Source organism: Leisingera sp. CC-HEC096, assembly GCF_059429235.1.
The window spans coordinates 492696-514345 of record NZ_JCAIJS010000001.1 but is presented as its reverse complement, the minus strand read 5'-3'; the positions used below and the strand labels follow the sequence as shown (position 1 = coordinate 514345).

The window sequence follows — 21650 nt, the reverse complement described above, 5'->3', positions numbered from 1 at the left end:
GCAAAAATACTCCGGGGTGAATTGGCCCGAGGGGCCAAGAGGGGCAGCGCCCCTGCCCCGGCTATCGCGACCGCAGCGCGATGGTTGACCCCGCCGCGATGATCAGCGCGATCCCCAGCAGCTGCCAGACGTTCAGGGCTTGCCCCCAATAGGCCCAGGCAACGCCCGGGCCGACGATCATCACCGAATACTCGAACACTGCCACAAAGGACGCCTCGCCCAGCTGGTAGGCCTTGGTGATCAGGAACACGCCGCCGACCGCGGCGCAGCCCTGCAGCAGGATCAGATGCGATATATCCCACAGCGGCCAGACCCATCCGCGGGTGACAAAGCCATCGGCGCCCGCGGGCACCGCCTGCGGCCAGATCTCCAGCCCGGCCAGCAGCATCGCGCCCAGAAAACCCTGGGCCAGCAGGTAGATGAACAGCATCGCGACCGTGCTTTCCCCCTGGCAGTACAACCCGGTCGCCAGCGAACCGAGCGCATAGAACAGCCCGCCCGCCACCGGCACCAGGATCAGCCAGTTGAAGGCCGCGGGATCAGGCTGCAGCACCATCAGCACGCCTGCAAAGCCGCAGAGCACCGCCGCAACCCGGACCCAGCCGATCCGCATTCTGAGGAACAGGACAGAGATCACCACGATCAGAATCGGCGAGGTGAACAGCCCCGCCAGCGCCTGCGCAATCGGCATCAGCGCCACGGCGGAGAAGTAAAACACCATCGACACCGCCACCAGAACCGCGCGCAACAGCACGGCGCCGAAGTTGCGGCAGCGGAGCCCGCCCAGCCCGGCCCGTGCCATCAGCCACAGGAACGGCAGCGCCACAAAGCTGCGCATCAGATAGAACTGCCCCAGGCCGATATGCTCAGCCATCAGCGGCACGGCATTGTCGGTGATGCCGATGATCAGCATGGCCGCAAGCATGGCTTGGGCTGCTGCCGCCTGGCTGCTGGTCTCCGCATTAAGCGTTGCTGTTTGTTTCATGCTCTTCCCATTGCCCGCAACTTTCCGCAATATCTGTTCTCTAAACGACATCAAAGTGATTCAGGGAGGAAACTGATGGGGTGGATGGCGGATGAAACCGGTCTGGAGAAGACCGCCGCGAATTATGTGCCGCTGACGCCGCTGTCGCATCTGAAACGGGCGGCGCAGGTGTTCCCGGACCACTTGGCAGTAAGCTATGGAAAGCACCGCAAGACTTATGCCGAATACCACGAGCGCTGCAGCCGCCTCGCCTCGGGCCTGGCGAAGCTGGGGGTGAAGCCTGGCGATGTGGTGGCGACCCTGCTGCCCAACATCCCGGCCCAGGCCGAGGCGCATTTCGGCGTGCCTGCCTGCGGCGCGGTGCTGAACACCATAAATACCCGGCTGGATGCGGGCACGGTGTCCTACATCTTTGATCACGGCGAGGCCAAGGCAGTGCTGGTCGACCCCCAGTTCCTGGAACTGGCCGAGGCCGCGGTGGAGGAGATGGACGGCCCTGCCCCGGTCTTGATTGAGGTGGCAGACGATCAGGCAAGCTGGCACGCGACCGGCCGGCATACGGAATATGAGGCACTGCTGGCCGGCGGCGATCCGGAGTTCCAGTGGATCATGCCTGAGGACGAGTGGGAAAGCCTGGCGCTGAACTACACCTCCGGCACCACCGGGCGGCCCAAGGGCGTGGTCTACCACCATCGCGGCGCCTATCTGATGACCATGGGCACGGTGGTGTCCTGGCGGATGGTGCTGCACCCGGTCTATCTGACCATCGTGCCGCTGTTCCACTGCAACGGGTGGAACCACACCTGGATGATGCCGCTGGTCGGCGGCACCCTGGTGTGCTGCCGCGATATCAGCGCGCAGAACATCTACAACGCCATCCATTACGAAGGCGTCACCCATTTCGGCGGCGCGCCGATCGTTCTGAACATGCTGGTCAACGCCCTGGACGAAGAGCGCCGCACGTTCGATCACACGGTCGAGGTGTTCACCGCAGGCGCCCCGCCCGCCCCGGCAACGCTGTCGAAGATCGAAGACCTCGGCTTTAACATCACCCATGTCTACGGGCTGACCGAGACCTTCGGGCATGTCACCGAATGCTACTGGAAGGCAGGCGAATGGGACGGGCTGGACAAGGCGGGCATTGCCGCCAGGAAGTCCCGCCAGGGTGTCGCGATGCCGATGCTGGAGCCGGTCGTGGTACGCGACAGCGAACACAATGTGCTGCCGATGGATGGCCAGAGCCAGGGTGAGATCGCGCTGCGCGGCAATGTGGTGATGAAGGGCTATCTGAAGAACCCGGACGCCACTGCCGAGGCCTTCAAGGGCGGCTATTTCAACTCCGGCGACCTCGCCGTGCAGCACCCGGACGGCTATATCCAGATCGCCGACCGCGCCAAGGACATTATCATCTCGGGCGGCGAGAATATCTCCTCTGTCGAGGTGGAGGGCGTGCTGATGGCGCATCCTGATGTGCTGCTGGCCGCGGTTGCGGCGATGCCGGATGAGAAATGGGGCGAGGTGCCTTGCGCCTTTGTAGAGCTGAAACCCGGCTCCAGCACCGACGAGGCCGCGCTGATCGCCTTCTCGCGGGAGACCCTGGCGGGGTTCAAGGCGCCCAAGAAAGTGGTGTTCCAGGAGCTGCCCAAGACCTCTACCGGCAAGATCCAGAAGTTCGAACTGAGAAAAATCGCCAAGTCACTCTAAGATTTTCGGACGAAATGGCATCCGGGGCGGCAAAGCAAATTGCCGCCCCTGTTTTATGTGATTATTCTGGCGGCAATCAAAAACACGGGGGCCGGGCAGGCTGCATGACGGCATTGAAGGAATTTGAGCGGCTGGAGGCTGCGGGCTTGTGGCGCGCAGATCCTGAGGCACAGCGGCGGGATGTAATCATCTCGCTGGGCGATGCGACGCTGACCATTGCCAGCATGAACGACCGCCCTTTGGCGCATTGGTCGCTGGCCGCGGTGGAGCGCGCCAATCCCGGCGAATTTCCGGCCCTCTTCCACCCTGATGGCGACCCTGGCGAGACGCTGGAAATCACCCAGGACGAGACCGCAATGCTGGAAGCGATTGCACGGGTGCAGAACGCCATCGGCCGGTCCCGCGCGCACCCCGGGCGGCTGCGTGCGGTGAGTATCCTGGGGGTCCTCGCGCTGGTTCTGGCGCTGATGGTGCTCTGGCTGCCGGGGGCGGTCACCCGCCATGCCGTCAGCGTGGTGCCTGAGATCAAGCGCAAGGCCATCGGCCAGGCCCTGCTGGGCCGGATCGAGCGGGTCTCCGGCCCTGCCTGCGCCACCCCCGAAGCCGCCCCGATCCTGAGGGACCTGGCGCAGCGGACCGGGGTCCGGCAGCTGGCGATCCTGCGCTCCGGCATTCCCGGCAGCCTGCATCTGCCCGGCGGCATCGTGCTGCTGAACCGGTCCTTTGTTGAGGACTTCGAAGATCCGGCGGTTGCGGCCGGCGCGATCCTTGCTGAACGCGCGCGCGCTGAAGCCAGCGATCCGATGCACGAGCTGCTGCAGGCAGGCGGGGTGACAGCCGCGTTCAAGCTGCTGACCACCGGGGATCTGGACCGGTCCACGCTGGACGCCTATTCCGAAGCCACCCTGGCCAGCCCGCGGCCCGCTGTGCCGGACCAGGTGCTGCTGGCGGAGTTCGCCCGCGCCGCCCTGCCCTCCTCGCCCTATGCCTATGCGCTGGACATCACCGGCGAGTCGGTTCTGGGGCTGATCGAGGCCGACCCGATGGCCGGCCGCGAGTTGCAGCCGGTGCTGAACGACCGCGACTGGGTGCAGTTGCAAAACATCTGCGGCTGACGCTGCCTGCTGCCCTCCGGCCCGCTTGAAGTCCGCGGCAATCGCCTGAAGGTGCCGGATCTGCTATGATCCGCCGCATCTGGGCACATGCACATTCAGGGGGGATTGCGCCATGCCGGGGAAAGCAACCAGTTTCACGGGGGATATTCCAAGCCATTACGACAAGGGCCTGGGACCGGTCATCTTTCATGACTATGCAGATGATCTGGCGGACCGGTGCCGCCGACACAGCCCGAAAGATGTCCTGGAGCTTGCCGCAGGAACCGGGATCGTGTCGCAGCGGCTGAGGAGGAGGCTGCCTGCGGAAAGCAAACTGACCGTCACGGACCTCAACGAGCCGATGCTGAAGCTGGCGCAGGCCAAGCTGTCCGGCATCACGAATGTATCTTTTCACGCTGCCGATGCGATGGAGCTTCCTTTTGAGGACGGCAGCTTTGACCTGGTTGCCTGCCAGTTCGGGGTGATGTTCTTTCCGGACAAGGCTGCCGCCTTCCGGGAGGCCGCGCGGGTGCTGAAACCCGGCGGGCACTATCTTTTCAGCGTCTGGGCACCGATGGCGCAGAACCCGTTTGCGGAAATTGCCCACGCCGAAGCAGCACAGTTTTTTCCCGATGATCCGCCGGGGTTCTACAAGGTGCCGTTCCACTATGGCGATACCGCGGCTGTGACCGCAGACCTGAATGGTGACGACTGGGCAGATGTCAGCCACGACGGGGTCAGGCTGGAAAAACCCATCGGTGACGCGGAGAGATTTGCCGAAGCGCTGGTCTATGGTAACCCGCTGATCGAAGAAATCCGTTCCCGCGGCGGGGTGGATCCCGACGAAGTCGCCAGTGCCATTCTCGACGCCTTGCGCCGCCGCTTCGGGCCGCCGCCGTTGCAAATGCCCCTTGCCGCTGTCGTGTTTACCTGCCGGCGGCAATAGCAGCCCGCCGCGGGCTTTTGCCGGCAACACAACGTCAAAAGGCCGGGCAGAAACCCGGCCTTTGCATCCGATTGCGCCAATGATGCTACTTGCTGAGCCGGGCGCCGCTGAAACCTGCGCGCTGCACCTTGGCCAATGCCGCTGCTGCCTGGCCGCTATCGCGGTACGGTCCCGCCAGAACGACCTTAAGCGGCTTCCCCTTGCGGCTGACGGTCCCCATCCGCACCGGCAGGCCGGACGCCGCCAGCTTGCGGGCGGCGGCCCGGGCCTGATCCGCGTTTGCATAGGTTGCGGCCCGGACATAGCGCTGCGCGGTCACGGCTTGCTTGGGCGCAGCCGCGCCGGGGGCAGAGCGAGTGGAAAGGCGCAGCTTTGATACCCTGGCCTCAGCCGGGCTGCGGCGGGCTTCGCGCGGCAGCCTGACCGTGGGGCGGTCGAGCGGCAGCTGCACCAGTTTGCGCGGCACGCCGTCGCTCCAGATTTGCGCCATCTGCGCGTCCCCTTGAGGCGTGCGGACACCGCGCATGGGGTTCAGGCGGCCATCCGCGCGCTCCACCATCAGATACCCGGCAGGAGCCTGGGAGAAGCCGGTCACCACCGCGGGGCGCACCGTGCGTGTCGCCCGCTGCGGGTTCAGGCGGCCGTCGGTCCAGACCGGGCGGTAGCCCTTGGGCACCGTGAAACTGTTGCTGAGGCGTCGGTCCTGATGGATGTGTGCCTGGACAACACGTGTGTTGGGTGTCAGCCGCAAAGAGGATTGCGGCCCAACGTAGGTAACAGGCGGGGCTGTTTGCGGACCGCAGCGCGCGCCGGTGGAGTTCGTGTACTTGCGGCTGATTTCCGAAATACCTGCGCAGGGGCTGCCGGCGGGGGGCTGCGGCGCAGCAGCGGCCGGTGCCGGTGCCGGTTTCGGGGCCGTACGCACCACTTTTCTGGCTGCGGGTTTGGGCGACGGGGCGGCCGCGGTGGCTGGACGGGCGCTGGTGGTTTGCGGCGTGCGCCGCGGCTTGGCGGTGGTCACCACCTTGGGCGGCGGGCTGGCTGCCGCCGGCTGGGCCGCGGCAGGCGCGGGTTTCGCGGGGGCCGGCTTGGCGGCTGCGGACTGGGCGGGCTGCTGGCTGGGTTCCAGCGTGATCAGTTCCGGCGCCGAGGCTTGCGGCTGCTGCCGTGTGGTCCCGGCCAGCCTGGTCGGTTTGTATCCGCAAACCTGCTTGCGCGAGCGGGTTACCCGCGGCACCCAAGTCACATTGCCGTCAATGCCCGCCCGGATGTAAACACAACCGCGGCTGTCGACGAATTGCCGCCCCTTGTAAGAGGCTGGCGGATATTCGGACGGCGGGCTGGACGGACGCAGGGTTTGTGCCTGTATACCTGCTGCGCCTGTTGTCCCCGCGATGATGGCCAGTGCAATAATTCTAGTTATTTTCATTCCTGCGCCCCACAAAATATGGCTGCAGGATGCCCGACTATGGTCAGTGAGTAAAGATTCTGCGGCAACAATACGGCCGCATCCCGGCAATTTTTGCGCCAATTGAACCTAATTGGCACCGGTTCCGGATTGTCCCGGAAAGCGGCCAAGGCGCGCGGCGGCGCCTTGGCACACCAGCGGTCATTTGGTGCCGAACATCCGGTCGCCGGCATCGCCCAGGCCCGGCAGGATATACCCCTTGGCGTTGATCTCGCGGTCCAGCGAGGCGGTGACGATCGGCACGTCGGGGTGGGCTTCCTTCATCTTGGCAACGCCCTCGGGCGAGGCCAGCAGGCACAGGAAGCGGATGTTGTTGGCACCGGCCTCCTTCAGCAGGTCGATGGCCGCAGCCGAGCTGTTGCCGGTGGCCAGCATCGGATCCACAGCAATCACCAGCCGGTCCTTCAGCCCTTCGGGCGCCTTGAAGTAGTATTGCACCGGCTGCAGGGTTTCCTCGTCGCGGTAGAGGCCGACAAAACCGACACGGGCCGAGGGGATCAGCTCCAGCACGCCGTCGAGCATGCCGTTGCCCGCGCGCAGGATCGAGACCAGCGCCAGCTTCTTGCCCGCCAGGATCGGCGCTTCCATTTCCTCCATCGGGGTTTCGATGTTGGTGGTGGTCAGCGGCATCTCGCGGGTGATTTCATAGGCCAGCAGCTGGGTGATCTCGCGCAGCAGGCGGCGGAAGCCCGCGGTGGACGTGCCCTTGTCCCGCATCAGGGTCAGCTTGTGCTGCACAAGCGGGTGATCAACAACGGTCAGGTGGTCGGTCATGGGGCACTCCTCAGATTTGGTTGCAGCGCTTTTACGGCCTTCGCCGCGGCAGGCAAGCGGGATTTGACCATGAGGTCAAAGAAAACTCTTGCCGGGGCCTTGGGCCGGGACATTCAGGTGGGCCGCAATGGAGACGCCCACATCGGCGAATTTGACCTGCCCGATGGGGCCCGCGTCAAGCCCCGCGATCAGCACCGGCACCTGTTCACGGGTGTGGTCGGAGCCGGGCCAGCTGGGATCATTGCCATGATCGGCGGTCAGCACCAGCATGTCGCCCTTGCGCAGCTTGGGCAGCAGGCGGCCGATTTCGCCGTCGAACCACTCCAGCGCACGGGCATAGCCGGAGATATCGCGGGTGTGGCCGTACAGGCTGTCGAATTCGACGAAGTTGGCGAATGTCAAGCTGCCGTCCTCCGCCGTCTCCACCGCTTCAACCAAGTGCTCCATCAGCCTGGCATCAGAGCCTTTATTCAGTGTGTCGATACCGGACATGGAGAAGATATCGCCGATCTTTCCAATGGCGTGGACCTTGCCGCCCGCCTGCTGCACCCAGTTGGTCAGCACCGGTGCCGGCGGGGTGATGGCGTAGTCGCGGCGGTTGGTGGTGCGGGTAAAGCCCTCCTCCACCGAGCCAAGGAAGGGACGCGCAATGACCCGGCCCACCTTCATCGCGTGCAGGCGCGGGGCGATGGCTTCGCACAGTTTCAGGAGACGGTCGAGGCCGAAGGTCTCCTCATGCGCGGCGACCTGGAAAACGCTGTCGGCGGAAGTGTAGCAGATCGGTTTACCTGTCCGCATGTGCTCCGCGCCGAGGTCGTCCAGAATTACCGTGCCGGAGGCGTGGCAGTTACCCAGGATGCCATCGGTGCCCGCCTGCTCCGCGACGAAGGCGGTCAGGTCATCGGGAAAGGACGGCGCCTGATCAGGGAAATAGTGCCAGTCCCAGGGGACCGGCAGGCCCGCCAGCTCCCAGTGGCCTGAGGGCGTGTCCTTGCCGCGGCTCAGTTCGCGGGCGCAGGCCCAACGGCCCTGCGGCTCTGCCTCCAGGCCCGGAAACGGGACCGAGGACGCCAGCCGCATTGCTGCGCCGAGACCGAGGCGTTCCATGTTCGGCACGTGCAGCGGCCCGCTGCGGCCGTCCTCCGCTTTGCCGGCAGCGCAGGCCTGGGCGATATGGGCCAGCGTATTGGCGCCCAGGTCCGGCAAGTCGCCATTGAAGAAGGTCCCGGCATCCGGCGCGCCGCCGATGCCGGCGGAATCCATCACCACAAGAAAGGCACGGGGCATCAGGAGATCCTTTCGTGAACCAGCGGCGGCAGGGCGTCCGGCGCCTCCCCGATGGAGATTGCCGCGAGAATGGCCGCCTCCGCCACCTCTGCCGCATCATCGCTGGCCGCGTGGATGCGGGCAAGAGTGTCCCCTGCCCCGACCTGCTGGCCCAGGCGGACGATGTCCGAAATACCGACGCCGGGGTGGATGCGGTCGCTTTCCACCATGCGGCCGCCGCCCAGGCTGACAACGGCCAGCCCCAGCGCCTCGCCGTTCATGGCAGAGATATGACCCGCCGATGGTGCCTTGACGTCACGCACGACTTCGGCGCCGGGCAGATGGTCCTGCCACGTGGCGGCAAAATCCGCAGGGCCGCCCAAGGCCGATATCATCCGGGCAAAGCGGTCCGCAGCGCGGCCATCGGAGAGCGTGGCGGCGATCTGAGCCGCGCCCTTTGCCGCATCCGCGGCCAGACCGGCGTGGGCCAGCAGCTCGCCGCCCAGCACCGCGGAGATTTCCGCCAGCGGGCCGGACCCATCGCCTGTCAGCACCTGCATTACCTCCGCCACTTCCAGCGCGTTGCCAAGCGCGGGCGCCAGCGGCTGGTTCATATCGGTGATCAGCGCCGAGGTCCGGCAGCCCGCCGCGTTGGCCGTATCGCAAAGCGATTGCGCCAGCGCGCGGGCCTCATCCGCGGTTTTCATGAAGGCGCCGGAGCCGATTTTCACGTCCAGCACCAGCGCGTCCGGGGAGGCGGCCAGTTTCTTGGACAGGATCGAGGCGGTGATTAGGTCGACGCTTTCCACGGTCGCGGTCACATCGCGGATGGCATAGAGCCGCTTGTCCGCAGGCGCTATCTGGGCAGTAGCGCCGACAATGGCGCAGCCAGCAACCCGCATCATGCCCCGGAGATGGTCTTCGCTGACGTTGATGGAGACGCCGGGAATGGCCTCCAGCTTGTCCAGAGTGCCGCCGGTGTGCCCAAGCCCGCGCCCTGAAATCATCGGCACATAAGCACCGCAGGCCGCAAGCGCCGGCGCCAGCAGCAGCGAGACGCAGTCCCCCACCCCGCCGGTGGAATGCTTGTCCAGCACCGGGCCGTCCAGATCCCATTGCAGCACATCGCCGGTGTCACGCATCGCCAGCGTCAGGGCGCGGCGGCCCTCGACGCTGAGGCCTTGCAGGCAGACGGCCATGGCAAAAGCCCCGGCCTGCGCGTCAGAAACCGCGCCGCTGGCCAGTCCTTCGGCAAACCAGCGCAAGTCCACTTCGCCCGGTGTCTCGCCGCGCCGGAGCTTGGCGTTGATGGCACGGGCGTCCATCAGCTCCGCTCCATGTGATCCGCGTCAAAGGCCCCCGGCAGCAGGCCGCCAATGGTGGTCTCCTGCTCAGCGCCGTCGGTGGTCGCCATGATGACCTTCACATCGCCGCTGGCGAATTCCTTGATCTTCTGACGGCAGCCTCCGCAGGGCGTGATCGGGGTCGGGCAGTCTGCGATCACATAGACCTCTGCCAGCTCTTTCTCCCCCGCAGCCACCATCGCCGCAATGGCGCCCGCCTCGGCACAGGTGCCTTCGGGATAGGCGACGTTTTCGACATTGCAGCCAACGTAGATCTGGCCGGAGGCAGAGCGCACGGCAGCGCCGACCTTGAAGTTGGAATAAGGCGCGTGGGCGTTTTCGCGGACGGCGGCGGCAGCGGCTTTGAGGCTCATGGCGATTCCCCGGTTTTTGATCATTTGGTCAAGATGCCGCAGGATAGCGGAAACGGCCCGGGAAGCGAAAGCCCCCCGAGTGCGGTTCCGTCACTGCCCCAGCATGGTATTGAACACGCCGGGCAAGGTCACCTCCAGCAGTTCCACGTCCTGCGACGGCTCGCTGAGGCGGGTCTTCATGCCGGGCGGGATGACAAAGGCGTCGCCCTGCTCCAGCCGGTAGGGCTCGCGGCCCTCGCCCTCCAGCGTCACCTCGCCGTTCATGACGAACGTGAAATGGATGTCAGTGTCGTGCGCCGCCCATTGCGGCGCGCCCTCGCCCCGGCGCACCACTTGCACGCCGGCCACGCCCTTGGTGTTCTCGGCAATCGTGGTGTCGCGGCAGATGTAGCCCGGCAGGCGGAACGGCATCCACGCGGCGCCCTCGGCCTTGTTGTAGACAAAGCGCTGGCCCTGCCATTCCCGTTCGGGGCGGTAGTGCGGGGTCGGCAGGGTCATCTCGTGGTCGATTTCAGTGACATGTTCTGCCGGCACGCCGATCTCGATCACCTGCACGTTGTCGCTGGCCTCCAGCACCCGGTGGCGGATTTCCGGCGGCTGGATGAAGCAATCGCCCGCAGTCAGCCGCATCTTGTCGCCCTGGTCCTCATAGACCACATCGACCCAGCCGTGGATGCAGAAGATCAGCTGGAAGCCGACGCGGTGGAAATGCACCATGTCCGGCACTGGGCCGCCGTCCGGGATGCGGATGTGGCTGGCAATGATCGAGCCGCCCAGCCGGTCCGGCACCAGGTCGCGGTAATGCATCCCCGCGCGGCCGATGATCCAAGGCGCCTGATCCTTGAGGCGTCGGACGACGAAACTGTGCACCGTTTCCGGCATCACCATCGGCGGGTGGCGTTCCTTGATCTCCACCCTGGTGCCATTGGGCGCGGTCAGGCGGCGCTGGCCTTCGGCAAATCCATCAGGATCTTCTGTCAGAATGCGGATTGTGCCGGGGCTTTCCTCCGCCCCCTTTTCGATGCGCAGGCGCAGCCCGTGGCCGGAAAACACCGCAATCCGCGGATCATCCGCCGGGTAGATCATATCCATCTTCATACCCAAGACTTTGGTGTAGAACGGAATATCGTCGCGCAGTTCCTGCGTGGGCAGTCGGATTTCAGCGATTGTATCGCTCACGTTTTCACTCCCTTTTCATTTGCCCGGAACTGTGGCCGCGGGGCAGGATTTATGCAAGAAGCCGCCGCTTGCCCGCCGCCGCGGCCAATTGCGTCAGTTTAGGCTAGGTTTCCGGCAGGAAAAATGGTTTAACACTAAACAATACCCTTTCCGAGGAGCGCCAGATGTCCGATTCACAGAACTTGCGCCAAGCCGCGCTCAACTATCACGAGTTTCCGCGCCCCGGTAAGCTGGAGATCCGCGCCACCAAGCCGATGGCCAACGGGCGCGATCTGGCGCGCGCCTATTCGCCCGGCGTCGCAGAGGCCTGCACCGAGATCAAGGCGGACGCGGCCAACGCCGCCCGCTACACCTCGCGCGGGAACCTGGTGGCGGTGGTGTCCAACGGCTCGGCGGTTCTGGGGCTGGGCAACATCGGCGCGCTGGCCTCCAAGCCGGTGATGGAAGGCAAGGCGGTTCTGTTCAAGAACTTCGCGGGCATCGATTGCTTCGACATCGAAGTGAACGAAAGCGATCCCGAGAAGCTGGCAGATATCGTCTGCTCGCTGGAGCCGACATTTGGCGCGATCAACCTCGAAGACATCAAGGCGCCGGACTGCTTTGTGGTGGAAAAGATCTGCCGCGAGCGGATGAACATCCCCGTCTTTCACGACGACCAGCACGGCACCGCGATTGTGGTGGGGGCCGCGGCCAAGAACGCGCTGCATGTGGCGGGCAAGTCGTTCGAGGATATCAAGATCGTCTCCACCGGCGGCGGCGCGGCGGGGATTGCCTGCCTCAACATGCTGGTGAAGCTGGGCGTGAAGCGGGAAAACATCTGGCTGTGCGACATTCACGGGCTGGTTTACGAAGGCCGCGAAGAAGACATGAACCCGCAGAAAGCGGCGTTCGCGCAAACCTCGGACCTGCGCACGCTGGACGAGGTGATGGACGGCGCGGACCTGTTCCTGGGTCTTTCCGGTCCCAACGTGCTGCAGCCGGAAATGGTGAAGAAGATGGCGGACCGGCCGATCATCTTTGCGCTGGCCAACCCGACGCCGGAAATTATGCCCGACCTTGCGCGCAAGGTGGCGCCGGATGCGATCATCGCCACGGGGCGCAGCGATTTTCCCAACCAGGTCAACAACGTGCTGTGCTTCCCCTTCATCTTCCGCGGGGCGCTGGACGTGGGCGCGACCGAGATCAACGATGCGATGCAGATCGCCTGCGTCGACGGCATCGCCGAACTGGCCCGCGCCACCACCTCGGCGGAGGCTGCGGCGGCCTATAAGGGCGAGCAGCTGAATTTCGGTGCCGACTACCTGATCCCGAAACCCTTTGACCCGCGGCTGGTGGCGGTGGTGTCCTCTGCCGTGGCCAAGGCGGCGATGGAGAGCGGCGTGGCCACCCGGCCGATCGACGATCTGACAGCCTACAAGCAGCGCCTGAACCAGACCGTGTTCAAATCGGCCCTGCTGATGCGCCCGGTGTTCGAGGCCGCCCGCGCCGCCGCCCGCCGTATCGTCTTTGCCGAGGGCGAGGACGAGCGGGTGCTGCGTGCCGCGCAAGCGATCCTGGAGGAGACCACCGAAACCCCGATCCTGATCGGCCGCCCCGAGGTGATCGAACGCCGCTGCGAAAAACTGGGGCTGGACGTACGCCCGGGCCGCGATTTCCAGCTGGTGAACCCGGAAAACGACCCGCGCTATTACGATTACTGGAACAGCTATCACAAGGTGATGCAGCGCCAAGGCGTGACGCCGGATCTGGCCAAGGCGATCATGCGCACCAATACCACCGCCATCGGCGCCATCATGGTGCACCGGGGCGAGGCCGACAGCCTGATCTGCGGCACTTTCGGCGAATACCGCTGGCATCTGAACTATGTGCAGCAGGTGCTGGGCGGCAACAGCTATTCCCCGCATGGGGCGCTGTCGATGATGATCCTCGAGGACGGGCCGCTGTTCATCGCCGACACCCATGTGCGGATCGAACCGACGCCGGAGCAGATTGCCGAGACCGTGATCGGCGCCGCCCGCCACGTGCGCCGCTTCGGGATCGAGCCGAAGATCGCGCTGTGCTCGCAGTCGCAGTTCGGCAATATCTCCTGCGATACCGGCAGCCGCCTGCGGGACGCGCTGGAGATCCTCGACGATAAGCGCCGCGACTTCGGCTATGAGGGCGAGATGAACATCGATACCGCCCTGGACCCGGAGCTGCGGGCGCGGATCTTCCCCAACTCGCGGCTGGAAGGCGCAGCCAATGTGCTGATCTTTGCCCATGCCGATGCGGCCTCCGGCGTTCGCAATATCCTGAAAATGCGGGCCGGCGGGCTGGAAGTGGGGCCGATCCTGATGGGCATGGGCAACCGCGCCCACATCGTCTCCCCCTCGATCACCGCGCGCGGGCTGCTGAACATGGCCGCCATTGCCGGCACCCCGGTGGCGCACTACGGTTAACTGCGCGGCCGCGAATTACCGCTGGCCGCCCATCCAGGGAGGCCAGCCATGAAAGGGCATTGCCACTGCGGCGCCGTGCATTGGGAAAGCCAGGCCGAGGCGGCCTGGAGCTGCTATTGCCACTGCGCCGACTGCCGCCGTATTTGCGCGGCACCTGTCACCGCATTCTTCGGACTGCCACATGAGGCGGTCAATTGGTCCGGTGCGGAACCCAAGGTCTACAATTCATCGGAAGGCGTCGAACGCCTGTTCTGCTGCGCCTGCGGCACCCAGATGGCCTACCGCACCGCCCGCGATCCGGTGAACATTCACCTCTACACGGCCACGCTGGAAAGCCCCGCCGCTATGCCGCCCAGGTTCCATGTGTTCCATTCCGACCACGTGAGCTGGCTGGAGCTGAAAGACAGCCTGCCGCGCTACGCCAAATCCTCTACCGGGTGATTCCCGGCGGCAGGGCCTGCGGGGCCGCAACTGAATTTGCAGGTTTGCAAAATTTCGGCGCCTTCCCGGATTATTCTGCAGCAAACTCCGGTTTGCAAAGCAGACGGGCTGCAAACCGGCCAAGACTTGTAAATCTGGTAAACCATCTGCGCAAATCCGGGTGAAACCTGTAAATTCCTTGACGAACCTTGCGTACGGAAACGGCAAAACTTGCCCGCTCCCCGGTTCCTCGCCTACCCATTTGGCAGGAGGAGATAGACACCATGGGATATCAGGACATTTACGCCGCCTGGAAACAGGACCCGGAAGGTTTCTGGATGGAGGCCGCCAAGGGCATCAGCTGGGACGAGGCCCCGAAGCAGGCGCTGTTTGACAAGGGCGACGGCCTTTATGAGTGGTTTGCCGATGCCAAGGTGAACACCTGCTACAACGCTGTTGACCGCCATGTCGAAGAGGGGCGCGGCGAGCAGACCGCGATCATCTATGACAGCCCGGTCACCCATACCAAGCGCGAAATCTCCTATGTCGAGCTGCGCAACCGCGTGGCCACCCTGGCCGGCGCGCTGCGCGCCAAGGGGGTGGAGAAAGGCGACCGCGTCATCATCTACATGCCGATGATCCCCGAGGCGCTGGAGGCGATGCTGGCCTGCGCCCGCATCGGCGCGGTGCATTCGGTGGTGTTCGGCGGCTTTGCCTCCAACGAATTGGCGGTGCGGATCGATGATGCCAAGCCCAAGGCGATCATCGCTGCCTCCTGCGGCATCGAGCCGGGCCGCATCGTGCATTACAAGCCGCTGCTGGATGGCGCCATCGACCTGGCGGAGCACAAGCCGGAGTTCTGCGTGATCTTCCAGCGCGAGCAGGAAGTGGCGGAGCTGATCCCGGGCCGCGACGTGAACTGGCACGGCTTCCAGTACGGCGTGGAACCGGCCGAATGCGTGCCGGTCGAGGGCAACCATCCCTCCTACATCCTCTACACCTCCGGCACCACCGGCCAGCCCAAGGGGGTGATCCGCCACACCGCAGGCCAGCTGGTGGCGCTGAACTGGACCATGAAGAACATCTACAACGTCGATCCCGGCGATGTGTTCTGGGCCGCTTCGGATGTGGGCTGGGTCGTGGGCCACAGCTACATCTGCTACGGGCCGCTGATCCACGGCAACACCACCATCGTGTTCGAGGGCAAGCCGGTCGGCACCCCGGATGCAGGGACCTTCTGGCGGGTGATTTCGGAGCATAAGGTCAAAAGCTTCTTCACCGCTCCCACCGCCTTCCGCGCGGTGAAGCGGGAGGATCCCAAGGGCGAGTTCGTCAAGAAGTACGACCTCAGCTGCCTCAGCCAAGTGTATCTGGCGGGCGAGCGCGCTGACCCGGACACCATCACCTGGGCGCAGGAGCAGCTGAAGGTGCCGGTCGTTGACCACTGGTGGCAGACCGAGACCGGCTGGTCGATTGCCGCCAACCCGCTGGGGATCGAGGAGCTGCCGACCAAGCTTGGCTCGCCTGCGGTTCCGATGCCGGGCTATGAAGTGGATATCCTTGACGAGGGCGGCAACCCGGTCGCGGCGGGCGAGCTGGGCGCGATTGCGGTAAAGCTGCCGCTGCCGCCGGGCACGCTGCCGACCCTGTGGAATGCGGAAGAGCGGTTCAAGAAGAGCTATCTCACCACTTTCCCTGGCTATTACGAGACGGGCGATGCCGGCATGAAGGACGAGGACGGCTACCTCTACATCATGGCGCGCACCGATGACGTGATCAACGTGGCCGGCCACCGGCTGTCGACAGGCGGCATGGAAGAAGTACTGGCGGGCCATCCGGATGTCGCCGAATGCGCGGTGATCGGCGTGGCGGACAGCCTCAAGGGGCAGATGCCCGTGGGCTTCCTGTGCCTGAACGCGGGTGCGGACCGCGATCATGGCGAAGTGGTGTCCGAGGTCGTGAAACTGGTGCGCGAGAAGATCGGCCCGGTGGCTGCCTTCAAGCTGGCGGTTGTGGTCGACCGGCTGCCCAAGACCCGCTCCGGCAAAATCCTGCGCGGAACCATGGTGAACATCGCTGACGGGACCCCGTGGAAGATGCCCGCGACGATCGACGATCCCGCGATCCTGGACGAGATCACCACGGCGCTGCAGACCATCGGCTACGCCAAGTAACGCGCGCGTTTCCCGGCACGGGAAACGGCCAAAAATCCTGCGAGGATTTTTTGAAGGCTCCGCCCGCAGGCGGAGCCTGTTTTCCGTCCGGTTTTGCTTGCAACTCCGCCCTGCCCGCCTAGGCTGCGGCCAGGGAGGCTTGAGCATGACAAAACCGGAACTCTGGCAACTGAGCGCCACTGAACTGACAGCCCTGACCCGCGCCGGGGATCTGAGCGCCGAGGACGCGGTGCAAGCCTCCATCAGCCGGATGAACGCGGTGAACCCCGGCCTGAACGCAGTGGTCGAGGATCTGAGTGCCGAGGCGCTGGAACGCGCCCGCGCGCTGGACACGGCGGGTGCAAGCGGCGCACAGCCCGGCCCGCTGCAAGGGGTGCCGGTCACCATCAAGATCAACGTTGACCAAAAGGGCCACGCCACCTCCAACGGCGTTACCGCGCTGAAAGACCTGATTGCCCCGGGTGACGCCCCCGTGGTGGAGAACCTGCACAAAGCCGGCGCGGTGGTGATCGGGCGCACCAATACTCCGGAGTTCTCCTTCCGCGCAGACACAGAGAACCCGCTGTTTGGCCGCACCCATAACCCCTGGGGGCGCCATATCTCGCCCGGCGGATCCTCGGGCGGCGCAGGGGCGGCCGTGATGGCCGGGATCGGCGCGCTGGCGCACGGCAATGACATCGGCGGCTCCCTGCGGTTTCCCGCCGCGGCCAACGGCGCCGTGACGGTAAAGCCGGGCCTGGGCCGGGTGCCTGCCTGGAACCCCAGCCAGACGGCGGAACGCGGGCTGCTGGCGCAACTGATGTCTGTGCAGGGGCTGATCACCCGCACGGCAGAGGACCTGCACCTGTCGATGCCTTCGCTGATTGCCGCCGATCCGCGCGACCCCTTCCATGTGCCGATGCCCTGGCGCGGCGCGGCGCCTGACGGCCCCATCAAGGTTGCCTTTACCAAGAACACCCACGGCTATGATCTGCACCCGGAGGTCGAAGCAGCGCTCGACCTTGCCCGCGATGCGCTGGCAGATGCCGGGTATGCTGTCGAGGAGGCGGAGCCGCCGAATGTCTTTGAGGCCGGTCGCGCTGGCTACCGCGCTTTGATGGGAGAAATCTATGCGCTTATGAAGCAGGACGTGGATGCCGCCGGCTCGCAGACCGTGCGGGATATCTTCGCCGTCTACTTCCAGGAGTTTCCGCCCTTCTCCGGCGAGGAGCTGTTGCAGATGATGGCCAAACGCACCCATTACGCGCGGCAATGGTCACTGTTCATGGAGGACTACCCGCTGGTGCTGTCACCCTTCCTGCCGCAGCCATTCTTCCGGCCCGACCGCGACACCGAGGGCGCGGATGGCGTGCATGAGGTGCTGGGGTGTGCCGTCTATTCCTACGCGATGAACTTCCTCGGCCTGCCTGCCGCCTCCGTTCCGGCCCGGCTGGCGAAGCTGCCCAACGGCCCCCAGCCGATCAATGTGCAGATCGCCGCCCGCCGCTGGCGCGAGGACCTGGCTGTGGACGCCTGCGCCGCAATCGAGGCCCGCGCCGGCCGCATGTGCCTGCCGCTGTGGGAGAAGATGCAGTCTGGTTGCACTGCGTGATCCGGAAGGTTTCAAGCCAAAACGGCGGCGTGCCGGCTTGTGGCCCTGAACAGAAAAAAACCCGGCGATGCTCACTCAACCCAAGTAGCGCTGAGGGCGAAGAAGCGCTGAAGGCACCTTGCCTCCGCAATGGATATGGCTCCGCAATAAACGCTTAGGTCCCGGGGAACGGAGTAAACCGCCCCCGGGGAACTTCCATACCCAGTCAACTCACTACATACGGCAGCCGTCCCGACACACCAGGCGTACCCGGCTTGGGGCACAGGCTCCCTGGGCGTTACCGGCGGAAAACAATGACACTGGTTACTCGAAACACACCGGCACGGCACCGTGGCGCGTCAGCCCTGCGGCAGACGCCATCCACATCTGCCTGTGGAAAAGCATCGCATGGAATCCTTACCGGGAAGTTCACAAACTCGTGAATGTCCCGTTAAACAGTTAAGTAAACTGCTCGGAAATAAGCCTTTCTTCCAGCCCGTGGCCGGGATCGAACAGGATCTTGTGGCGGATCTCCGGATCGGTGCGGATCTCGACCCAGTCTATATCGGCCACCGAAATCGAGTCCGCGTCGGCCATCACCGGGCGCTTGTCCGCCTCGAGCACGTCAAACCGCACCATTGCGTTGCTGGGCAACAGCGCGCCACGCCAGCGCCGCGGGCGGAAGGCGGCAATGGCGGTCAGGGCCAGCACATCGGCCCCGATCGGCAGGATCGGCCCATGCGCCGAGTAGTTGTAGGCAGTGGAGCCGGCAGGGGTGGACACCAGCGCCCCGTCGCACACCAATTCCTCCATCCGCACCCGGCCGTCCACCGACACCCTGAGCCGCGCCGCCTGCGGGCCAGCACGCAGCAGCGACACCTCGTTGATTGCCAGCGCCTTGTGCACCTCGCCGCGGCGGTCCATGGCGGTCATCGACAGCGGGTTGATGATCTCCTTCACCGCATCGCCAAGCCGCTCGATCAGCCCGTCCTCGCGGTATTCATTCATAAGAAAGCCGACGGTGCCGCGGTTCATGCCGTAAACCGGCGCCGGGTGATCGACCATTGTGTGCAGGGTGCGCAGCATGAAGCCGTCGCCGCCGAGCGCCACGATAATGTCAGCCTCTTCGGGGGGCACTTGCCCATAGCGGCGGGTCAGTTCGGCGAGGGCTTTCTGGGCAACCTCCACCTCGCTGGCCAGAAATGCGATTCTCAAACCCATCAAATCTGTTTCCGGTATTAGGCAACTGGTTCCGAAACAATCACAGCTTTCCGCCAAAGGCCATAGTTGCCGTTCTGTCGCAGGGAAATGTCGCTTTACAGGCTTCCTGCGCAAAGATGTTTCCGATAGGAAATCCCTCAATTCTGACCCCTGCTCAAACGGAGCCACCATGACTGAAGCGACCCGTGATCCCGGCTTTTTCACCCAATCCCTCGCCGAGCGCGATCCTGAGCTTTATGCCTCGATCACCGCGGAACTGGGCCGCCAGCGCGACGAGATCGAGCTGATCGCCTCGGAGAACATCGTCTCCGCCGCGGTGATGGAAGCGCAAGGCTCGGTGCTGACCAACAAATACGCGGAAGGCTACCCGGGACGCCGCTACTACGGCGGCTGCCAGTATGTCGACGTCGCCGAAAACCTGGCCATCGACCGCGCCAAGCAGCTCTTTGGCTGCGAATTCGCCAACGTGCAGCCGAACTCCGGCTCGCAGGCCAACCAGGGCGTGTTCCAGGCGCTGCTGAAGCCCGGCGACACCATCCTCGGCATGGATCTGGCCTCCGGCGGCCACCTGACCCATGGCGCGGCGCCGAACCAGTCGGGCAAGTGGTTCAACGCGGTGCATTACGGCGTGCGCCAAAGCGACAACCTGATCGATTACGACCAGATCCAGGCGCTCGCGACCGAGCACCAGCCGAAGCTGATCATCGCCGGCGGCTCCGCCATCCCGCGCCAGATCGACTTTGCCAAGTTCCGCGAAATCGCCGACAGCGTCGGCGCCTACTTCATGGTCGACATGGCCCATATCGCGGGCCTGATCGCGGCCGGTGAGCACCCCTCGCCGTTCCCGCATGCGCATGTGGCCACCACCACCACCCACAAGACCCTGCGCGGGCCGCGCGGCGGCATGATCGTGACCAATGACGAGGCCATCGCCAAGAAGGTGAACTCGGCGATCTTCCCCGGCATCCAGGGCGGCCCGCTGATGCATGTGATCGCAGGCAAGGCGGCGGCCTTCGGCGAGGCGCTGAAGCCGGAATTCAAGGCTTACCAGAAGCAGGTGCGGGCCAACGCGGCGGCGCTGGCGGATCAGCTGATCCAGGGCGGGCTGGACATCGTGACCGGCGGCACCGACACCCACGTGATGCTGGTCGACCTGCGTCCCAAGGGCGTGACCGGCAACATCGCCGACAAGGCGCTGGGGCGGGCCCATATCACCACCAACAAGAACGGCATCCCGTTCGACCCGGAAAAGCCCACTGTGACCTCCGGCCTGCGCCTCGGGACCCCGGCCGGCACCACCCGCGGCTTCGGCGAGGCGGAGTTCCGCCAGATCGCCGACCTGATCATCGAGGTGATCGACGGGCTGGCCGCCAACGGTGAGGAAGGCAACGCCGATGTGGAGGCCTCGGTGCGCGCCAAGGTCGCGGAGCTCTGCGCCAGGTTCCCGCTGTACCCGAACCTGTAAGCCCTTATGGGGACTGAGAAACCGAACCGCCGCGGCCCAGCAGCCGCGGCGGTTTTCTGTTGGCAGCAAAGGAAGTTCTCCCGCGCCCCGCCGGAGCATTCCGGATGCCCTTGCGGGCATCCCGGATGCACCGGCACGGGCCTTGGGCCCGGCAGCGCCCCTTGCAGGGGCGCTGCCCGCGCCGTGCGGCAAGCACGGCGCCCAGCCCAACGTTTTCGGGGCTGCCGCAGGCAGGCCGGGAAGGGGCGGGAGCGTCTGGCCTCGAATTCTGGTTTTTTCAGACCATGGACCGTTCGATCCCCCCCGTATGGGACGCGTCAGATTGAACCGAACCCGGCGGCTGAAGCGCTGTTTGGGAGACTGGATGCGCAAGCGCCTGCCTCTGGCGATCAGCGAATTCCGAATGTTGGCCTTGAAGCAGGGCTGAGCCGCAATCTTTGGCCCCCTGCTTTTGGCAGTGCTGATTTTCCGCGGCTGAATCTGGCAGCCGGAGTGAGGGCTGGCGGCGTTTTTTTTCAACATTTACCTGTGGCTGCCGAGAATGCAGGTACAGGCACCAGGACCTGGCTGTATAACGGGCAGGTCAGCGGCGAGTGGGTTAGCCACGCCAAGATGGGGTCTTGGTACCTGCTGATGCATTTCAGCTTCGTCACCGTCACGCTGGTCTTCCGCGAGGTGCTATCCCCGGCAGCAACTGGCCAGATCCCGGATTTCGCGCTCGCCGGGGCGCCTTCCGGATATGCCAATCCGCGGCGGCCCGGTTTCTGCGGAACGCGGCTTCCGCCGGATTTGAACTGCGCTCAAAGCACTGGGTGCGGCGGCAACGTATGCGGGAAATCAGATCAGCCCGCGCCAGCGCAGGACCACGATCAGCAGGATCAGCACCACCAGAATGGAGAACGCGATATTGCCAAGGATGCCCAGCCAGAAGCCTTTGCGCCGGTCGGCAATGTCGATTTCCTTGAGATGCGCCTTAACCTCGCGGGCGGCGCCGCGCAGCGGTTTTTCGTCCACGGTCTGCCGCAGCTTGGGGTGTTCCAGCGCCGGCAGGGCATCGGCAATTTTCATGCCCTGCTTGTAGATCCGGCGCGGCAGGCGGCGGCGGACGCGTTTCAGCGCGGCGGCGAGGTCGCCGGAGGCATGCTCGCGCTCCTTCAGCAACATGCGGATCTCTTCGATATCCTGGTCCAGGCTGGCGGCCATTCCGGCACTCTCCCTCAACTGCCTAT

The 21650-nt window shown here is 65.0% G+C and carries 17 protein-coding genes and 1 pseudogene; 9 read left to right on the top strand and 9 right to left on the bottom strand.

Annotated elements, in window-relative coordinates:
* Positions 1–61: 61 nt before the first annotated feature.
* A complete protein-coding gene (locus AC5STI_RS02550; protein ID WP_495445474.1) occupies positions 62–985 on the bottom strand; it encodes a DMT family transporter in 924 nt (307 codons plus the stop codon).
* 75 nt (positions 986–1060) lie between these two features.
* Between AC5STI_RS02550 and AC5STI_RS02545 the strand changes: the two genes are divergently transcribed.
* The 3 genes from AC5STI_RS02545 (at position 1061) to AC5STI_RS02535 (ending at position 4729) form a co-directional block, all read left to right on the top strand.
* A complete protein-coding gene (locus tag AC5STI_RS02545; RefSeq protein ID WP_495445473.1) occupies positions 1061–2689 on the top strand; it encodes an AMP-binding protein in 1629 nt (542 codons plus the stop codon).
* Positions 2690–2793: 104 nt separating this feature from the next.
* A complete protein-coding gene (locus tag AC5STI_RS02540) occupies positions 2794–3804 on the top strand; it encodes a hypothetical protein (RefSeq protein WP_490399553.1) in 1011 nt (336 codons plus the stop codon).
* 112 nt (positions 3805–3916) lie between these two features.
* On the top strand, positions 3917–4729 hold the full coding sequence (locus AC5STI_RS02535) for a class I SAM-dependent methyltransferase (RefSeq protein ID WP_495445472.1): 813 nt from the start codon (positions 3917–3919) through the stop codon (positions 4727–4729).
* An 85-nt stretch (positions 4730–4814) separates the two neighbouring features.
* Here the strand turns inward: AC5STI_RS02535 and AC5STI_RS02530 are convergent, their stop codons facing one another.
* The 6 genes from AC5STI_RS02530 to AC5STI_RS02505 all read right to left on the bottom strand — a co-directional run bounded on the left by AC5STI_RS02530 (position 4815) and on the right by AC5STI_RS02505 (position 11133).
* Positions 4815–6158 carry an SPOR domain-containing protein gene (locus tag AC5STI_RS02530; RefSeq protein ID WP_495445471.1) on the bottom strand — a complete coding sequence of 448 codons (1344 nt, stop codon included), beginning with the start codon at positions 6156–6158 and terminating at the stop codon, positions 4815–4817.
* 180 nt (positions 6159–6338) lie between these two features.
* Entirely contained in the window at positions 6339–6971 is a 633-nt protein-coding gene (gene upp, locus AC5STI_RS02525) for a uracil phosphoribosyltransferase (RefSeq protein WP_475051332.1), read from the bottom strand.
* 75 nt (positions 6972–7046) lie between these two features.
* A complete protein-coding gene (locus AC5STI_RS02520) occupies positions 7047–8258 on the bottom strand; it encodes a phosphopentomutase (RefSeq protein ID WP_495445470.1) in 1212 nt (403 codons plus the stop codon).
* Complete coding sequence (locus AC5STI_RS02515; protein WP_495445469.1) at positions 8258–9562, bottom strand: thymidine phosphorylase; 1305 nt, start codon at positions 9560–9562, stop codon at positions 8258–8260. Before AC5STI_RS02515 ends, AC5STI_RS02520 begins: the two co-directional genes overlap by 1 nt.
* Positions 9562–9978: a cytidine deaminase gene (locus AC5STI_RS02510; RefSeq protein WP_495445468.1), complete on the bottom strand. Its 417-nt coding sequence runs from the start codon at positions 9976–9978 to the stop codon at positions 9562–9564. The genes AC5STI_RS02515 and AC5STI_RS02510 overlap by 1 nt, the downstream gene beginning before the upstream one ends.
* Positions 9979–10044: 66 nt before the next feature.
* Complete coding sequence (locus AC5STI_RS02505) at positions 10045–11133, bottom strand: cupin domain-containing protein (protein WP_495445467.1); 1089 nt, start codon at positions 11131–11133, stop codon at positions 10045–10047.
* Between the two features lie 164 nt (positions 11134–11297).
* Here AC5STI_RS02505 and AC5STI_RS02500 point away from each other — a divergent pair, with 164 nt between their 5' ends.
* The 4 genes from AC5STI_RS02500 (at position 11298) to AC5STI_RS02485 (ending at position 17756) form a co-directional block, all read left to right on the top strand.
* Positions 11298–13571, top strand: a complete 2274-nt coding sequence (locus AC5STI_RS02500; protein ID WP_495445466.1) for an NADP-dependent malic enzyme — start codon at positions 11298–11300, stop codon at positions 13569–13571.
* Between the two features lie 48 nt (positions 13572–13619).
* Positions 13620–14012 carry a GFA family protein gene (locus AC5STI_RS02495; RefSeq protein WP_495445465.1) on the top strand — a complete coding sequence of 131 codons (393 nt, stop codon included), beginning with the start codon at positions 13620–13622 and terminating at the stop codon, positions 14010–14012.
* Positions 14013–14275: 263 nt separating this feature from the next.
* Entirely contained in the window at positions 14276–16165 is a 1890-nt protein-coding gene (prpE, locus tag AC5STI_RS02490) for a propionate-CoA ligase PrpE (protein WP_495445464.1), read from the top strand.
* A gap of 145 nt (positions 16166–16310) precedes the next feature.
* Entirely contained in the window at positions 16311–17756 is a 1446-nt protein-coding gene (locus AC5STI_RS02485; RefSeq protein ID WP_495445463.1) for an amidase family protein, read from the top strand.
* Positions 17757–18194: 438 nt separating this feature from the next.
* On the opposite strand, the gene AC5STI_RS02480 is transcribed toward AC5STI_RS02485, so the two are convergent.
* Positions 18195–18956, bottom strand: coding sequence for an NAD kinase (locus tag AC5STI_RS02480; RefSeq protein WP_490399563.1), 762 nt, complete (start codon positions 18954–18956; stop codon positions 18195–18197).
* A gap of 169 nt (positions 18957–19125) precedes the next feature.
* Between AC5STI_RS02480 and glyA the strand changes: the two genes are divergently transcribed.
* Both glyA and AC5STI_RS02470 read left to right on the top strand, forming a co-directional pair.
* Positions 19126–20421 (top strand): serine hydroxymethyltransferase, encoded by a 1296-nt coding sequence (gene glyA / locus AC5STI_RS02475; RefSeq protein WP_495445462.1) that lies wholly within the window; start codon positions 19126–19128, stop codon positions 20419–20421.
* Between the two features lie 6 nt (positions 20422–20427).
* Positions 20428–21015 (top strand): annotated as a pseudogene (locus AC5STI_RS02470) (hypothetical protein); the annotation flags it as partial.
* A 243-nt stretch (positions 21016–21258) separates the two neighbouring features.
* On the opposite strand, the gene AC5STI_RS02465 reads toward AC5STI_RS02470, so the two are convergent.
* Positions 21259–21624 carry a hypothetical protein gene (locus AC5STI_RS02465; RefSeq protein WP_475051319.1) on the bottom strand — a complete coding sequence of 122 codons (366 nt, stop codon included), beginning with the start codon at positions 21622–21624 and terminating at the stop codon, positions 21259–21261.
* Between the last annotated feature and the right edge of the window lie 26 nt (positions 21625–21650).

What these genes read in the sequence shown, in the direction of transcription:
- AC5STI_RS02550 (WP_495445474.1), bottom strand. Translation starts at nt 985, where the DNA reads ATGAAACAAACAGCAACGCTTAATGCGGAGACCAGCAGCCAGGCGGCA.
- AC5STI_RS02545 (WP_495445473.1), top strand. Translation starts at nt 1,061, where the DNA reads ATGGGGTGGATGGCGGATGAAACCGGTCTGGAGAAGACCGCCGCGAAT.
- AC5STI_RS02540 (WP_490399553.1), top strand. Translation starts at nt 2,794, where the DNA reads ATGACGGCATTGAAGGAATTTGAGCGGCTGGAGGCTGCGGGCTTGTGG.
- AC5STI_RS02535 (WP_495445472.1), top strand. Translation starts at nt 3,917, where the DNA reads ATGCCGGGGAAAGCAACCAGTTTCACGGGGGATATTCCAAGCCATTAC.
- AC5STI_RS02530 (WP_495445471.1), bottom strand. Translation starts at nt 6,158, where the DNA reads ATGAAAATAACTAGAATTATTGCACTGGCCATCATCGCGGGGACAACA.
- upp (WP_475051332.1), bottom strand. Translation starts at nt 6,971, where the DNA reads ATGACCGACCACCTGACCGTTGTTGATCACCCGCTTGTGCAGCACAAG.
- AC5STI_RS02520 (WP_495445470.1), bottom strand. Translation starts at nt 8,258, where the DNA reads ATGCCCCGTGCCTTTCTTGTGGTGATGGATTCCGCCGGCATCGGCGGC.
- AC5STI_RS02515 (WP_495445469.1), bottom strand. Translation starts at nt 9,562, where the DNA reads ATGGACGCCCGTGCCATCAACGCCAAGCTCCGGCGCGGCGAGACACCG.
- AC5STI_RS02510 (WP_495445468.1), bottom strand. Translation starts at nt 9,978, where the DNA reads ATGATCAAAAACCGGGGAATCGCCATGAGCCTCAAAGCCGCTGCCGCC.
- AC5STI_RS02500 (WP_495445466.1), top strand. Translation starts at nt 11,298, where the DNA reads ATGTCCGATTCACAGAACTTGCGCCAAGCCGCGCTCAACTATCACGAG.
- AC5STI_RS02495 (WP_495445465.1), top strand. Translation starts at nt 13,620, where the DNA reads ATGAAAGGGCATTGCCACTGCGGCGCCGTGCATTGGGAAAGCCAGGCC.
- prpE (WP_495445464.1), top strand. Translation starts at nt 14,276, where the DNA reads ATGGGATATCAGGACATTTACGCCGCCTGGAAACAGGACCCGGAAGGT.
- AC5STI_RS02485 (WP_495445463.1), top strand. Translation starts at nt 16,311, where the DNA reads ATGACAAAACCGGAACTCTGGCAACTGAGCGCCACTGAACTGACAGCC.
- AC5STI_RS02480 (WP_490399563.1), bottom strand. Translation starts at nt 18,956, where the DNA reads ATGGGTTTGAGAATCGCATTTCTGGCCAGCGAGGTGGAGGTTGCCCAG.
- glyA (WP_495445462.1), top strand. Translation starts at nt 19,126, where the DNA reads ATGACTGAAGCGACCCGTGATCCCGGCTTTTTCACCCAATCCCTCGCC.
- AC5STI_RS02465 (WP_475051319.1), bottom strand. Translation starts at nt 21,624, where the DNA reads ATGGCCGCCAGCCTGGACCAGGATATCGAAGAGATCCGCATGTTGCTG.